At 69.1% G+C, this 15,702-nt stretch carries 12 protein-coding genes; 3 read left to right on the top strand and 9 right to left on the bottom strand.

From position 1 onward, the window contains the following. Positions 1-136 precede the first annotated feature (136 nt). The 7 genes from A8G15_RS24680 to A8G15_RS24650 form a co-directional block, all read right to left on the bottom strand. Complete coding sequence (locus tag A8G15_RS24680; RefSeq protein WP_082900145.1) at positions 137-2,089, bottom strand: arabinofuranosyltransferase AftB family protein; 1,953 nt, start codon at positions 2,087-2,089, stop codon at positions 137-139. After that, entirely contained in the window at positions 2,067-2,972 is a 906-nt protein-coding gene (locus A8G15_RS24675) for a decaprenyl-phosphate phosphoribosyltransferase (protein WP_068165627.1), read from the bottom strand. The genes A8G15_RS24680 and A8G15_RS24675 overlap by 23 nt, the downstream gene beginning before the upstream one ends. After that, positions 2,969-3,466, bottom strand: coding sequence for a phosphatase PAP2 family protein (locus tag A8G15_RS24670; protein ID WP_068165648.1), 498 nt, complete (start codon positions 3,464-3,466; stop codon positions 2,969-2,971). The genes A8G15_RS24675 and A8G15_RS24670 overlap by 4 nt, the downstream gene beginning before the upstream one ends. A 52-nt stretch (positions 3,467-3,518) precedes the next feature. After that, entirely contained in the window at positions 3,519-5,441 is a 1,923-nt protein-coding gene (locus A8G15_RS24665) for a glycosyltransferase (protein WP_156665541.1), read from the bottom strand. 2 nt (positions 5,442-5,443) lie between these two features. Continuing rightward, positions 5,444-6,664 carry a UDP-galactopyranose mutase gene (glf, locus tag A8G15_RS24660; protein WP_068165625.1) on the bottom strand — a complete coding sequence of 407 codons (1,221 nt, stop codon included), beginning with the start codon at positions 6,662-6,664 and terminating at the stop codon, positions 5,444-5,446. Between the two features lie 71 nt (positions 6,665-6,735). Further along, the gene (locus tag A8G15_RS24655; protein WP_068165623.1) at positions 6,736-7,527 is read right to left on the bottom strand and encodes a MerR family transcriptional regulator; all 792 of its coding nucleotides are present in this window, start codon (positions 7,525-7,527) and stop codon (positions 6,736-6,738) included. Positions 7,528-7,609: 82 nt separating this feature from the next. After that, positions 7,610-9,166 carry a SpoIID/LytB domain-containing protein gene (locus A8G15_RS24650; RefSeq protein ID WP_068165646.1) on the bottom strand — a complete coding sequence of 519 codons (1,557 nt, stop codon included), beginning with the start codon at positions 9,164-9,166 and terminating at the stop codon, positions 7,610-7,612. 315 nt (positions 9,167-9,481) lie between these two features. Between A8G15_RS24650 and A8G15_RS24645 the strand changes: the two genes are divergently transcribed. After that, positions 9,482-11,530: an N-acetylmuramoyl-L-alanine amidase gene (locus A8G15_RS24645; RefSeq protein WP_068165622.1), complete on the top strand. Its 2,049-nt coding sequence runs from the start codon at positions 9,482-9,484 to the stop codon at positions 11,528-11,530. Between the two features lie 7 nt (positions 11,531-11,537). Here the strand turns inward: A8G15_RS24645 and A8G15_RS24640 are convergent, their stop codons facing one another. Both A8G15_RS24640 and A8G15_RS24635 read right to left on the bottom strand, forming a co-directional pair. Further along, a complete protein-coding gene (locus tag A8G15_RS24640; RefSeq protein WP_068165621.1) occupies positions 11,538-12,362 on the bottom strand; it encodes a Cof-type HAD-IIB family hydrolase in 825 nt (274 codons plus the stop codon). A gap of 4 nt (positions 12,363-12,366) precedes the next feature. Continuing rightward, entirely contained in the window at positions 12,367-13,158 is a 792-nt protein-coding gene (locus A8G15_RS24635; RefSeq protein ID WP_068165619.1) for a lysophospholipid acyltransferase family protein, read from the bottom strand. Positions 13,159-13,213: 55 nt separating this feature from the next. Between A8G15_RS24635 and A8G15_RS24630 the strand changes: the two genes are divergently transcribed. Both A8G15_RS24630 and A8G15_RS24625 read left to right on the top strand, forming a co-directional pair. Beyond that, positions 13,214-14,047 carry a hypothetical protein gene (locus A8G15_RS24630; RefSeq protein WP_245687987.1) on the top strand — a complete coding sequence of 278 codons (834 nt, stop codon included), beginning with the start codon at positions 13,214-13,216 and terminating at the stop codon, positions 14,045-14,047. Positions 14,048-14,102: 55 nt separating this feature from the next. Then, a complete protein-coding gene (locus A8G15_RS24625; protein ID WP_068165617.1) occupies positions 14,103-15,686 on the top strand; it encodes a Rieske 2Fe-2S domain-containing protein in 1,584 nt (527 codons plus the stop codon). Positions 15,687-15,702 lie beyond the last annotated feature (16 nt).

Below are 15,702 nucleotides of genomic sequence, written 5' to 3'. Positions count from 1 at the left end.
ACCCAAGCGAACGATCTTGATGTGACCCGTGATTTCACCCGCGCGGCGGTGCCGCGAATTCAGCACCCGCGGCGGTGCCGCGAATTCAGCACCCGCGGCGGTGCCGCGAATTCAACCCCGCGGCGGTGCCGCGAATTCAACCCCGCGGCGGGGGCAGTTCGAGGCCGCAGCGTTCGATCTCGTACTTGGGCACCCGGTCGAAGCGGTAGCCCGCGTATTCGAACGCGTTGCGGAGGTTCCGCTTGAACAGTGGCCACGTCAGCTCCCCGCGCGACGAATCGAGCACCTCCTGCGTCTGCGGACACGTCAGAGCCACTTCGGCCTGCGCCACCCAGTCTTCGTCGAGGTACCCGGGCAGCCAGGGGTGCAGGTTCACCATCCCCGAATCCGCGACCACCCAGTCCGGGTACAGCACCTTGTCGTGCCCGATGCGGCCGTCCTCGAGCCGTTCGGTGTGCGCGGCCAGCGGGTAGGCCAGGCCCATCTGATCGATCACCCGCACATCGAGCGGCACGTTCATGCTCGTCATTCCCAGGTTGAGGAAGAAGACGGTGTGCCCGGCCCCGCCCGGCGGGATCGGTTCCGGCGGCGGCACGACGTCCCATGCGTCGAACGACGGGGTCGGCAACAGCAACCCGCCGTTCGGCGTGTTCCCGATCGCCTCGACCATCGCCCGCATCCGCGGATAGTCCAGGTAGTCCTCGGCGCGGATGGGATGCGCGTGCCCGGTGTTCAGGGCGTAGAAGGCGCGTTCGTCGACGATGCCGGACCGGCCGACGACCGCGCCCTCGGTCATGCCCGTCGTCCCGGCGGCGAACGCCGACCACACGACCGTGCCGAGCCACAGCGCGCCGATGGCACCGGCGATCGTCGTCGCGCGGCGCGGCTCACCGTGCTCGGGCAGGCGCAACGGCACCACCGCGACGGGAACGAGAAGGCAGAACAACGGCGGCAGCAGCACCCGGCCGTGCATGAAATCGCCACCGACGCGCAACGAGTACAGCGCGAGCAGCACACCGCTGCCCAGCGCGAACACGACCACGGCGGTGGGGCTGCGCAGCGCGCGCTGCCCTTGCCCGAGGAGGGTCCGCGCATCGGTGGATGCGATGCCGCGCACACGGTCGCGGACGGTCGCGCCGTCCGGATGCGTCGTCGTGAGCATCACGGCCGCCACGATCAGCAGGAGGAGCAGCGGGAACCACAGCAGGTACGGGCTGACGAGGTTGCCCAGGTATTCGAAGCCCTGTGCCCATTTGGCACCGCCCGCGTCCTTCGAGACGGCGGTGTTCGGGTAGGGAAGGCCGTAGTAGCCCATGCGCCAGATCTGGTAGGCCACCGGAACGGCACCCGCGACCACGACCATCGCCACCCGCCGGCGCCACGTCTGGTCGGCGGCGAGGAACAGCATCGCCAGCGCGACGGCTGCCAGGATCGCGAGTTCGGGCCGGACCAGAGGCCCGAGCCCGGCGACGAACGCCGTCCCGAGCACCGCGGTGGTGCCGGGCGTCTCGGTGGTCGCCCAGCGCATCATGAGCAGCCACACCAGTCCGATCCAGAAGATCACCAGGCAGCTTTCGAGGCCGGACGTCGCGAAATCACGCGCCGGCGGAACCGCGATGTAGACGAGCATGCCCGCGGGGAGCAGCAACAGCGTGCCGCCGGCGCCCCTCAGCCGCCAGCGGTAGAGCCTCGCGGTGCCGAACATCGCGACGACCACCGCCGCGGTCGACAGCACCAGCGCCAGTCCCAGCACGACGTACTCGAGCCGCGCCCCGGTCAACCAGCCGAACCCGTAGACCAGGTACGTCCACAGCGTCGACGTGTTGGCCTCCACGCGTTCCCCGATGTTGAACACCGGGCCGTTGCCGGCCAGCAGGTTGCGGACCGTGCGCAGCACGATCAGGCCGTCGTCTGCGATCCAGCGACGTTCCCACGCACCCCAGAACATGAGCACGCCGGTGACGACGACACCCGCGGCGAACACGCCTCGGGACAGCCCGGGAACTCCGGGAACGCGGTGGGCCGGTCGGCCCTGCCGCGCCGACGGGTCGACGTCCGCAGCGACGTCAGAAGAGGTAGACAGCACCACCGACCACCACGATCCACACGATCGCGAGCAACTGCAGAACCCGATCGCCGAGGGCGATCTCCTCCGGCTCCCCCGCCTCGCCGCCGTCGACGTCGACCGCGTACCGCAGGATCGCGACGACGAACGGGATCATCGAGATGGCGAACCAGTTCGACTCGGCCAGCATGTCGCGCTCGAACGCCCACAGGCCGTAGCAGATGACGACTGCGGTCGCCGAGAGCGTCCACACGAATCGCAGGTAGGTCTCGGTGTAGTACTCGAGCGATTTGCGGATCTTCGCGCCGGTCTTGTTGGCCAGGCGCAGTTCGGCGTACCGCTTACCGGCCGCCATGAACAGCGAACCGAACGCCATGATCAGCAGGAACCACTGGGACAGCGGGATCCCCGCCGCGACGCCACCGGCGATCGCGCGGATCAGGAACCCGGACGAGACGATGCAGATGTCGAGCACGGCCTGATGCTTGAGCCCGAAGCAGTACGCGAGCTGGATGCCGATGTACACGGCCATCACGACCGCGAGCTGCCAGTTCGCGAGGAACGAGAGTCCGATCGATCCGATCAGCAACACCGTGGCCAGGCCGAATGCCAGATTGACCGGGACGACGCCCGCGGCGATCGGCCGGAACCTCTTCGTCGGGTGCGCACGGTCGGCTTCGACGTCCATCGCGTCGTTGACCAGATAGATGCCCGAGGCCGCCATGCAGAAGACGACGAAGGCCAGCGCGACCGGGCCGAGGACGTCGAGGTCGGTGGCCGAACCCGCAGCGAGCGGCGCTGCGAGCACCAGCACGTTCTTGACCCACTGGCGGGGCCGCACGGCCTTGACGATGCCTGCGGGCAGGCTCTGTGGTGGCCCGGTGACGGTTGCCGGTTCCTCGCTCATCGTTCTCCAAACTTCTTTTCTGCCCGCACGACCGCAGCGGCCGAGGCCGCCCCGAGTGCTGCACCGGCCAGGACATCCGTCGGGTAGTGCACACCGAGGACCAGTCGGGACAGCAGCATCGGCGGGACGAGTACCGCGGGCAAGGGTAGCCCGGTCAGCCGGCCCAGCAGGACCGCGGCCGCGGTCGTGGAGGTGGCGTGCGAGGACGGAAAGCTCAACCGGCTCGGCGTCGACACGTTCACCGCGACCGTCGGGTCGTCGGGGCGCGGCCGCCGAACGACGCGCTTGACGGCGATCGACGCGGCGTGCGCTCCGATCGCTCCGACCGCGACGCCCGCCCACTGACGGCGTCGGCGACGGTCGACGAGTGCGCCGACTCCACCGATCGCGGCCCAGCCGAGGGCGTGCTCACCGAAGTGGGACATGCCGCGCGCGATCGCGATCGCCTGCGGGCGCGCACCGACCGTGGCCTGCACGGCCTGCAGGATCTGGATCTCCGCGTCGGTGCTCTTCCAGGCTTCGGTGGTCTTCCGGGCAGTGGCTCCGTCACTGCTCGACAGCGAAGACACGTTCCCACTCCTCCTTGCTCGTCAGGGCAGGAACCGCATCCTGGTACTGCTTCTTCAGCTCCGGGAACCGTCGTGCCAGCTCGCGCCGCAGCCGCAGCGCCTCGGACAACAGTGCCCCGGCCTGCGCGCGGTCGCGCTTACGGTAGACGACGCCGCGCCCGTCCGCGGTGGTGACGGTCACACCGTCCACCTGCGACAGCAGGAACCAGCGGGCATCGATCGTCGGCACGTTCAGCTGCGGCTGCTCGTGGTGGGCACCGGTGGCCGGGCGCAGGTTGTGCACCACGCCCTTCGCGAGCCGCGAGAGCTTCCCTATCGGTCCGCGCGGCTGCCCGACGGCACCGACATCGGCACCGGACGGCAACGGCAGCTCCGTCGACGACGGCAGCACCACCGCGTCGGGGAAGTTCCTGCGCAGCGCGTGCACCTGGCCGAGAGCCTTCGGAAGCAGGTCGAACAGGCCGTCCGGGCCCGCGAGGAAGTCCTCGATGGCCTTGTTCTGGATCGCAACGGTCGAGTACTCGAGGCACACGAGGTGCTTGATCGTCGCTTTGACCGTGTCGAGCACCAGCCCCCGGCCGTCGCCGGGCATGTGCAGCGCCGCGACGACGAGCCGGTTGCGCAGGTGGAAGTACGCCTGCCAGTCGATCGCGTCGTCCTTGTCGGACCACGCCATGTGCCAGATCGCGGCGCCGGGCATCGTCACCGTCGGGTAGCCGGCGGCGCGGGCACGCAGCCCGTACTCGGCGTCGTCCCACTTGATGAACAGGGGCAACGGCTGCCCGATCTGCTCCGCGACGACACGCGGGATCATGCACATCCACCAGCCGTTGAAGTCGACGTCGATGCGCCGGTGCAGCAACTTGGAGTTCTCCCGGTCGCGCAGCGGCTTGGTGGAGAAGTCGTGATCGTATTCGACGTTCGGGGCGGCCGACCACATGAAGACGGATCGGTTCACGACCTCGCCCATCGTGTGGAGGTGGCTGCGCTCCTGCAGGTTGAGCATCTGGCCGCCGACGAGCATCGGGGTCTTCGCGAACCGCGACAGGGCCAGTGCGCGCAGCACCGAGTCCGGCTCGATCTCGATGTCGTCGTCCATGAACAGGATGTACGGAGCGTCGGTCGTTGCGAGCGCCTCGTACATGATCCGGCTGTACCCGCCGGACCCGCCGAGGTTGGCCTGGTCGTGGATGACCAGCCGGTCACCGAACGGCGCGGCGGCCTCGGCGAAATCGTCCTGATCGCGGACCTTGCGGGTGCCCTGGTCGGGAATGATCACAGCGTCGACGACGTCCATGACCAGCGGGTCCGACGCGAGTGCCCGCAGCGCCTTCACGCAGTCGGCGGGCCGGTTGAAGGTCGGGATACCGACCGCGACGGAGGCCCTGCCGGGGGCCTCGACCGGCGCGTACCAGCCGGCTGCGACGAGCGTGACCTCGGTGTCGGTGGTGATGTCGAACCAGATCCAGCCGCCGTCCTCGAACGGACCGAGATCGGTGTCGAGTTCGACGACGGTGGTCGCGTCACCGGCGGCCGTGAACTCCCGGCCCTGCACGTGGATGCGGCTCGAGTCGGCCTTGCTCCGGTAGATGTCGACGCGGCCGTGCCCGGACAGCTCGAGGCGCAGCACGACGGAGTCGAGCGTGCTCCAGCGCCGCCAGTAGCTTGCGGGGAACGCGTTGAAGTAGGTGCACAGCGAGACCTCGGACTCCGCGCCGATGCTCAGCGTCGTGCGGGTCTGGGCGTGCGCGCGCCGGGCGTTGGTCGGCGACTCCTCCAGGTAGAGGGTGCGCACGTCGAGCGGCTCACCGGGCCGCGGCAGGATGATGCGCTGCAGCAGCGACTTGCCGAGCGGCGCCGCGCTGTCCGGGTTCACGGTGTTCTCCTCGAGTTCCCCCACGCTCACGATGCGTCCCCCGATACTGGGACACCGGATTCGAAGAACGGCACGAGGGTGTTGTCGAACATGCTCAGCGCGCTGGCGATCGCCATGTGCATGTCCAGGTACTGGTAGGTGCCCAGGCGGCCACCGAACAGCACGTGGTTCTCCGCCGCTTCGCGCTTGGCGCGGTCGCGGTAGGCGGTGAGCTTCTCGCGATCCTCCGGCGTGTTGATCGGGTAGTACGGCTCGTCGTCGTCGCCGGCGGCACGCGAGAACTCGCGCATGATCACCGTCTTGTCCGCCGGGTACGTGTCGCGCTCCGGGTGGAAGTGCCGGAACTCGTGGATGCGGGTGTAGGGGACGTCCGCGTCGTTGTAGTTCATGACCGGCGTGCCCTGGAAATCACCGGTGGGCAGCACCTCGGTCTCGAAGTCCAGGGTGCGCCAGCCGAGCTTGCCCTCGGCGTAGTCGAAGTAACGGTCCAGCGGGCCGGTGTAGACGACGGGCGCGTCCGGGCTGGCCGCGCGGATCTCGTCGCGCACCTCGAACCAGTCGGTGTTCAGCCGGACGTCGATCTTGTCGTCCTTCGCCATGTTCTCGAGCCACGCGGTGTAGCCCTCGACGGGCAGACCCTCGTAGGTGTCGTTGAAGTAGCGGTTGTCGAACGTGTACCGGACCGGGAGCCGGGTGATGTTGCCGGCGGGCAACTCCTTCGGATCCGTCTGCCACTGCTTGGCGGTGTACGCCTTCACGAACGCCTCGTAGAGCGGGCGACCGATCAGGGAGATGGCCTTCTCCTCGAAGTTCCGGGCGTCCTTGCCGTCGATCTCGGCGGCCTGCTCCTTGATCAGGGCGCGGGCCTCGTCCGGGGTGAAGTACCTGCCGAAGAACTGCGACACCAGGCCCAGGCCCATCGGGAACTGGTAGGCCTGGCCGTCGTGCATCGCGAACACGCGGTGCTGGTACCCGGTGAAGTCGGTGAAGAGGTTGACGTAGTCCCACACCCGCTTGTTCGACGTGTGGAACAGGTGGGCGCCGTACTTGTGGACCTCGATACCCGTTTCCGGCTCGGGTTCGGAGTAGGCGTTGCCACCGAGATGATGACGGCGTTCGACGACCAGAACGCGCTTTCCGAGCTGCGTTGCGGCGCGCTCGGCGATCGTCAGTCCGAAAAATCCGGATCCGACGACGACGAGGTCGTAGTCACCGGTGGAGGGCTGGGGCGCTGATGCAGCAGTCACGGAAGACCAGGGTAGGCGACCGCCGCGGCCGTGCGTGTTTCCGGTAGCAGGAGCTACCGGAAACACGCACGTCAGGCGAGCAGAGCACGCAGCGCAGCGCGCACGAATTCGGCACCTGCGGTGCCGCCGTAGTTCGCCGCGAACCGCTCGTCGGCGACGTACATGTCGGCCAGTCCCAGCACGTAACCCCGATCGGGTTCGGGGTTGCCGTAGCCGGGGGTCCCGGGGATCGAACCCAGCCACTCGACGTGCCGTCGGGCGAGTTCGAGACCGCGGTCGCCGGCGGGGTCGAGACCCGCCTGCGCCGCCGCCGTCCAGTCCGCCCCGAGCCGTTCGGCGACCGTCTTCCAGTCGCGGCGCTGTTCGTCCGTCATGTCCCGCCACCAGCGGTCGCTGCTCTCGTAGGCGTCGCGGCCCCACCGGTCGATCACCTCGTCGCGGTACTGCGTGTGGTCGAACCCGTCGAACACTTCCTCGGCCATCAGTTCCTCACCTGCTTCCGTCTTGCGGATGGTCGTGCGCACCGCCTCGATGCGGCGGCTCAGTCGGCGCTGCTCGTGTTCGAGCAACTCGAGGTGGGTGCGCAACGCGCCGGTGGTGTCGGCCTGCCCGGCGACGACTTCGCGGATCGCGGGCAGTCCGAGTCCGAGTTCCCGCAGGAGCAGGATCCGTTGCAGCAGTACCAGGGCGTCGCGGTCGTAGAAGCGCATCCCGTTCGCCCCCGTCCGGCTCGGGTGGAGCACGCCCACGTCGCCGTAGTGCCGGAGGGTCCGGCTGGTGGTCCCGGCCGCGCGGGCCAGTTCCTGGATGGACCATTCACGCTGTGCCACGGCGTTCCCTTCCTCGTGGCATCCAGCGTGCATCTTGACGCTGCGTCAATGTCAAGGGACGAAAAAGCGGCCGCCGTCGAGTCGAACCCGACGGCGGCCGCTCCACCTTCCGTGTCTATTCGGCGCTACCGGTCCCCGGCAGCCACTCCCGCAGGATGGATGCGTCGAACACCTGGGCACCGAATTCCGGGGTCCACAGGATGACCCCGTTGGTGAACACCTGGAACTTGCCGCGCTCGTCGGGCAGCATCAGTTCGGGTCCGACGGGCGAGCCGAGTTCGCTCGCGACCCCGCCGAGTTCGTTGTACTTCTCCTGGATGGCGGGGCTCTGGTCGGTTCCGAACGGGGTGATGGCGACCTCCGGGCCCGTCTCGGGCGCAGGGGTGCTCGGCGGAACGGCCGACTCCGCGCCCTCGTTCACGGTGAACCAGTCGGATCGCAGCCCCAGCTTGGCGCGGGCCTCGGCGCCCGTGGTCTCGATGGAGCGGTCGGCTCCGACCACCCGGACCCGGGTGACGCGGCCCCCGTCGGCACCGAGATTGTTGCGGGTCAGCACCTCGAAGTTCTGCAGTTCGCCGACCCCGAACGCGTTCCCGATCTCACCGGCGGTCAACGTCTTCGCCCACTGCTGGTTCGGTGCCACCTTGTCACCGAGGTCCTCGACGGACGGGAAGTCGCCGCCCGCGCTGTACCCGCCGGTCGACGCGGAGAATTCGGTGCGCACGACCTGGCCGTCCCGCAGCAGCACCATCCCGCGGGTGGTGCGCACGGCGTCGTCGGTGCGCGGGTCCTCCTTGGCCGAACCGCCGTACACCTGGCAGCTCTGCGTGTCGCACGTCTGCCACTTCTCGTGGCGCTGCTCGGCGAGCGCGTAGGAGCGTGCGGCGATGGCCTGGGCGCGCAGGGCTTCGGCGCCACCGGTGTCGGCCCAGCCGGGCAGCGACTCGACCGGAACGACGGCGCGCAGGTAGTCCTCGACGGACAGGCGGTTGACGGTGCGGGCGGCGTTGCCGTCGAGCACCACGCCGATGGCACCGCGGTAGGCCGTGCCGTCGGCGCACAGCTTCAGGTGCTCGTTCGCGGGCCGGTCCTCACCGAGATCGACGGGGTCCACCCAGGGCAGGTCGGCGCGGCCCTGCCAGCGGACCTCACCCGAGCAGCCGGCGGTCACGACGACGTCGGCGCCGCCGTCCGCGGTGGGCGTCAGATGCGCGGCGTCGCCGGCACCGACCTGCTGACCTGCGACGACGAGCCCGGCGTCGGAATACACGGCGAGGGGCACGTCGTCCTGGGACACGAGCCGCACGGCGATCGGCGAGACGTCGACGGTGCCGAGCGAGGTGCCGCCGTAGTAGTGCCCGACGATCCTTTCGGCGGTCCAGCCCTCCTGTGCGTATCCGTACGCGCCCCACTGACCCATGCCGCGGCCGTGGCCGTGTCCGTACCCGCTGAACGTGAAGGGGGTGTCGGCGGCGACGGCCTGTTCGACCGCGGGTGCGCCGGACCGCACGTGTGCGATGCCGCCGACCGTGGCCCCGATCAGCAGGGCGGGCGCGAGACCGAGCGTCGCCGCCCGGGCGACCGCGGGCTTCCAGCCGGCGCGGAACGGCCGGCCGACGATGATGCGGCTCCTGCGGATTCGTCCCCTGCGTCGGTTCGGCTGTCGTGACATGCGCTGCGCTCCCTCGTTGTCGCACTCCGGGGTGCCGCGCGAACGAACAGTTCGCACGATCGGACATTCGAGACCAATCCTCAAGCTCAGGTTGAGGCTTAAGGTTTACTGCGACTAGTGTGGCAAGAGTGACTGGACAAGGCAACAACAGACACACCAGTCACATGAGAATCACAAGTTGCACAAATATGAGGCCGATTCGCCACGCGGATCGGGTTCGTGACGGAGTATTCGGTCCGTTGAGACCCGCCCGGAGCAGCTGACAGAAGAAACACCGAACACTGGAACGCCGACACACTTAGGGGAGAAGCAACAGTGCCGCATCGCCGCCCAAAGCCGTCGATCGTCCTGGGTGCCGTCGCAGCCCTGGCTGTCGCCACTCCGTTCGCCGTGTCCGGCATGACGAACGGAACGTCCGACGTCCGCGCCGCGAACGAAACCACGGATGCGATCGCCGCGATCGCACCACAGATCGCCGAGGTCGTTCTCGCGAACGCACCCGACGTCGTCATTCCGCTTCAGGATCTGACCGGCCTCAACCTTCCGGACCTCAGCGTCAAGGAACTCGTCGAAGGCCTGCCCGCTGTCACACCGGCACCGAACCCGGACGCCACGGGACTCGTCGATCGAATCGGTGCCACCGTCAAGGAGATCAGCGGCGACAACCCGTTCAGCATGGTCGCGCTGGCCGCCCGCGACGTGGCCGCGACCGACGCGCTGATCCGCTCCCAGCACGAGGACGGCACCTGGAGCCCGTGGACGAAGACCGACCCGATCGAGTCGAGCCGGACGGACACCGCCTCCGACACCCGCGGCGGTACCGAGCCGATCTATGTCGGCCTCACGCGCGCGGTGCAGGTGCTGCTCACGCCGCGTCCCGGACCCGAACCCACGCTCGCCGGCGCCGAGGCGCCTGCGCCTGCTCCCGCCGAAGCGCCCGCGCCCGTCCCGGCCGAGGGCCCCGTGCCCGCCGAGGCTCCTGTGGCTGCTCCGCAGGGCCCGGCCCCCGACCTCGGGTACGTCCCGGCGTCGTCGTCACGCCCGCTGCGCGCGCAGGAACCCGCCGCCGCACTCGCCGACGACGTCACCGCGGTGCTCATCAACCCGGGCAGCGGCCCGAGCGACGCGCATCTCTCGGACGTCGCCTCGCCCATCGGCGGGAACGGACCGAAGGTCATCACCCGCGCCCAGTGGGGCGCCGACGAGTCGCTGCGCTGCGACGAGCCCACCTACGACGACTCCCTCGGTGGCGCCACCGTGCATCACACGGCCGGCAGCAACGACTACTCGAAGGCCGAGTCCGCCGAGATCGTCCGCGCCATCTACGCGTACCACGCCCAGACCCTCGGCTGGTGCGATGTGGGCTACAACGTGCTCGTCGACCAGTACGGCCAGATCTTCGAAGGCCGCGCCGGCGGTCTCGACCGTCCCGTCCAGGGCGCGCACGCCGGTGGCTTCAACGAGAACACCGTGGGCATCGCCATGATGGGTGACTACTCCAGCCTGACGCCGCCGCAGGTGACACTCGACGCGGTCGGCAAGTTCCTGGGGTGGCGGCTCGCGAAGGCCGGTCTGAATCCCAAGGGCCACACGACCATGTACTCGGAGGGCACCTCGTTCACGCCGTACCCGCAGGGCGCGGCCGTCGATCTGCCGATCATCTTCGCGCACCGCGACGTCGGCAACACCAGTTGTCCGGGCGACGCCGGATACGCCCAGATGAACAAGATCCGCGACATCGCCGCGGCCGCGGCGGCCGGTGCCGGTCCGTCGCTGCCCGACCCCTCGCTGCTCACGAGCGACGGCTCGAGCCCGGTCCCGCCGAACTCCGCCGGAGCTCCGTCCACCGGATCCGCGGAGAACGCTCAGGGCCTGGTCACGGAGTTGCTGCGACTGACCGACAACTCCCCGCTCGCCCAGAAGTGGATCGCCGAGGGCGGCGACGTCGGACGGCTGGGCGCCGCACTGTCGGGCATCCTGCAGTCGAAGTCCGGATTCCAGCACGCCCAGTTCGTCAACGGGGCGATCTACACCTCCCCGAACGGCGGGGTGTGGACGGTTCTCGGCGAGATCTACAAGGCGTGGCAGGCGTTCGGGCTCGACGAGGGCGAGCTGGGCCTGCCGACCAGCGACGAGTACCGGGTACCCGACGGCTGGCGATCGGACTTCGAGTTCGGGTCGCTGATCTTCAACGAGGTCACCGGCGCGGTCACGAAGGTGCTGCGGGCCTACAACGACGCCTACGAGGAGTCGCTGCGGACCGCTCCCCCGACCGAGGCCGCATCGGCGGACGCAGCACCCGCCCCGGCACCGGCACCCGAAGCAGCACCGGCACCCGAGGCAGCTCCGGCACCCGCTCCCTGAGCGAAGCTCACGGCCGCCACCAGCGCTCGAGGACACGGGCAACCCCGTCCTCGGCGTTGGTGGCGGTCACTTCGTCTGCGGCGGCCTTCGCGTCGGGATGCGCGTTCTCCACGGCCACACCGTGCCGGGCCATCGACAGCATGGGAATGTCGTTGGGCATGTCCCCGAACGCCACGAGCCCGTCGGCGGCGACCCCGAGCAGGCGGGCCGCCTCACGCAGGCCGGCCGCCTTGGTCACGCCTGCCGCCGAGATCTCGATCAGGCCGTTGTCGGTCGAATAGGTCAGGTCGACCCGGCCGGCGAGGGCCGGGACGAGCGCCTCGGCCATCTCCCGGCTCGACGCCCCCGACATCCGGATCAGCAGTTTGACGGCCGGCTCGGCGACCACCTCGTGCTCGGCCAGTTCGGTGTTGTCGGGATTGAGCCACGCGTGCTCGTAACCGGGAGCACTGACGAACTGCGGGCTCGCCGCGTCGTGGGCGCTCGCCGCGACCCGCTCGGCGGCCAGCCCGGCCCCGGGCAGCGCCGTTTGCGCGACATCCGCGATCCACGCCATCTCCTCGGCCGACAGCAGCGTCGTGTGGAGGATGCGGTCGGTCGCGCTGTCGTAGATCACCGCGCCGTTCGCGCACACGGCGAGCGGGGCGTACCCGAGTTCCTCGACGACCGGCGGAATCCATCGCGGCGGCCGGCCCGTGGCCAGCACGAACGGCGTCCCCGATTCGACGACCGCGTGCACCGCGGCACGAGTCCGTTCGGACACGCGGTTGGTGTCGTCGATCAGGGTGCCGTCGACATCGGTTGCGACGAGGCTCGGAACGTGTGCACTCACCCGGCTATTGTCCCGGAGCGCCCGGGTCGGCTGCGCGTCCCTCGCGTTCGGCGCGTTCGCGTTCCTTGCGGGCGCGACGTTCCGCGGCGACGCGCGCGTCCTCGGCGTCGGCCGCCTCGCGGCTGGGTGCCGACCCGCCGAGTCGCTGCGGGACCCAGTAGGCGCCCGCCTCGTGCCGGTAGCCCTGCTGCACCTCGTGCAGCATCGTCTCCATCACCGCGTGCAACTCCGCGGTGGTCTCCGCGGTCGCTTCGGTCGGTGTGATGGGGGCACCGACCTTGATGACGATCGGCGTGTTCGTCCGGCCGAGGCGCTTGGGATGGCCCTTTGTCCACACCCGCTGCGAACCCCAGATCACCATCGGCACGATGGGGACGCCCGCCTCGAGTGCCATACGCGCCGCACCGGACCGGAACTCCTTGAGTTCGAAGCTGCGGCTGATCGTCTCCTCGGGGAACACACCGACGAGTTCACCGGCGCGGAGCGCCTCGACGGCACGCCGGTAGGAGTCGCCGGCGGCGCCGCGGTCCACGGGGATGTGCTTCATCGCGCGCATCATCGGCCCGGAGATCTTGTTGTCGAAGACCTCCTTCTTCGCCATGAAACGGATGTACCGCTTGGTGGCGCGCGCCGGAATGCCCGCGTAGGTGAAGTCCATGTACCCGGTGTGGTTCATCGCGATGACTGCGCCGCCGGTCGCCGGGATGTGCTCCTCACCGGTGATCGTGAACTTCAGGCCCTGCGCAGCGAAGAGGGTGCGTGCCACGCCGATGATGGTCCGGTAGAAGGGTTCCACGACGGCTAGCGTAGCCGGAGCCACGGAAACTGCACCGATCACAATTTCGTCAGGGGTGTCCCCATTGCTCGTCGTCTCCCGAAAGTCCCGTCTGCTCGCGTTCGCCGGCGCGGCCGTCGTCACCGTCGCGGTCGCCGGTTGTGCGGGTGACGGACAATCCGGCCTGCCGACCGAGATTCCCGAACCGCCCGCGACCGCCGAGACCACCCCCGAGACCGCCGAGCCCGCCACGACCTCGGCCGTGCCGGCGGTGGCGATCGGCGAGGTTCCCGGCAGTCCGGAGGCGGCCGGCGCGCTGCGGGCGTGGGCGACCGACCTCGTCGCCGGCGCGGACGTCGCGTCGCGCTGCTGGACGGTCGACCCCGGGCACGCCCGCGACATGTACACGGACGTCGATGCGATCACCGCGGCGATCGCACAGCCCGGCCGCGACGGTCGATACACGGTGTTCTGGACCACGGACGACATCCGCGTGTCGGTGCTGCGCAGCGAGATCGCCTCCGGCTACGCGTGCCCGTACGTGAGCGCACCGGACGACGACGTCTTCACCGGCACCGACGCGATCCACAACGTCGTGCGTGCGCTCGACCGCGCCACCGGCAACCCGGTCGACGCCGGCGACAACGAACAGCGGTATCCGCTGGTGTGCGACGGGCGGGAGACCTGGGATCCGTACGGGACGGGAGTGCCCGGGGTGCCGCCGCTGGCGTCCGAGCCGGACGTGTTCGCCGAGGTCACGTCGTTCGATGCGGAAGCGGCGACGTTCTGGGCGATGAGCGACGAGTACGCGGCCGTGACCGTGCCCGTGGTGGAGGCCGGGACGGCCCGCGATCTCGAGGTGCTCGTCACAACCGGAGCGAACGGATACTGCCTGGGCGAAGTGAGCTGAACCGCGCCGCCTACCCTGGAGGTCACGTCGGTCGCCAGTTCAGGAGGGCAACGAAGTGCAGATCACCAGCGTCGGACACGCAGGGTTCCACATCCGGACCGAGGCGGGATCGATCCTGTGCGACCCGTGGGTCAACCCCGCGTACTTCGCATCGTGGGTGCCGTTCCCGGACAACACCCAACTCGACTGGGATACCCTCGGCGACGTCGACTACCTGTACGTTTCGCATCTGCACAAGGACCATTTCGACCCCGGGACCCTGCGCGAGCACGTCAGCAAGGACGCGACGGTGCTGCTGCCGGACTATCCGGTGCCGGACCTGAAGCGTGAGCTCGAAGCCCTCGGCTTCACGAAGTTCTTCGAGACCACCGACTCGGTCAAACATCGGATCTCGGGAGCCGGCATCGAGATCGCCCCGCAGGCTCCGCTCCCGACCGGCAGTCTCGACGTCATGATCATCGCGCTGCGCGCGCCCGCCGACGGCCCGATCGGCGACTCCGGTCTCGTGGTGTCCGACGGCACGACGACCGTGTTCAACATGAACGACGCCCGGCCCATCGACATGGATCCGATGCTCGACGCGTTCGGGCACATCGACATCCACCTGTTGCAGTACTCGGGCGCCATCTGGTACCCGATGGTCTACGACATCCCCGCCGGCACGAAGCGCAACTTCGGCAAGCAGAAGCGCCAGCGCGGCATGGACCGCTGCCGCTCCTACATCGAGCAGGTCGGAGCGACGTGGATCGTCCCGTCGGCGGGCCCGCCGGTGTTCCTCGACGACGACCTGCGCGACCTCAACGACGATCACGGCGACGTCGGCAACATCTTCCCCGACCAGCAGGTGTTCCTCGAGCAGCTGCGGATCCACGGTCGCGACGGTGGCCTGCTGATGATCCCGGGTTCGGTCGTGGACCTGTCGGGCAGCGAGCAGATGACGCTCACGCACCCGGTCGCGGACGAGCAGGTCGAGCGGATCTTCACGGACAAGGCCGCGTACATCGAGGAGATGGCTCAGCGCTTCGCGCCGATCATCGCGGCCGAGAAGGCGACGTGGGCGCCGGCCGAGGGCGAACCGCTGATCGGCGCGCTCAGGGCGAAGTTCGAACCGATCATGGCGCAGTCCGATCTGATCTGCGACGGCATCGGCTACCCCGTCGGGCTCGTGATGGGTGACGAGACCGTCGTGCTCGACTTCCCGAAGCGGGTCGTCCGCGAACCGATCGAGGGCGAGGGCAAGTACCGCTACGGGTTCCGCATCGCCCCGGAGCTGGTGCGCACGGTGCTGCGCGACGACGAGCCGGACTGGGTCAACACGATCTTCCTGTCCACCCGGTTCACGGCGTGGCGTGTCGGCGGCTACAACGAGTTCCTCTACACGTTCTTCAAGTGCCTCACCGACGAGCGCATCGCGTACGCGGACGGCTGGTTCGCCGAGGCACACGACGATTCGGCGTCCGTCGAGATCGGCGGCTACGAGGTCCAGCGCCGCTGCCCGCACCTGAAGGCCGATCTGTCGAAGTTCGGTGTCGTCGACGGCACGACCCTGACCTGCAACCTCCACGGCTGGCAGTGGGATCTCGAGAGCGGCCGCTGCAAGACGTCGAAGGGCCACGAGCTGCGCAGCGCCAAGCTCTGATTCCCCTCCCCTCCCC

The organism is Rhodococcus phenolicus (assembly GCF_001646785.1).
Lineage (GTDB): Bacteria > Actinomycetota > Actinomycetes > Mycobacteriales > Mycobacteriaceae > Rhodococcus > Rhodococcus phenolicus.
The sequence above is the reverse complement of the archived record's forward strand: the minus strand, read 5'-3'. Positions and strand labels throughout refer to the sequence as shown.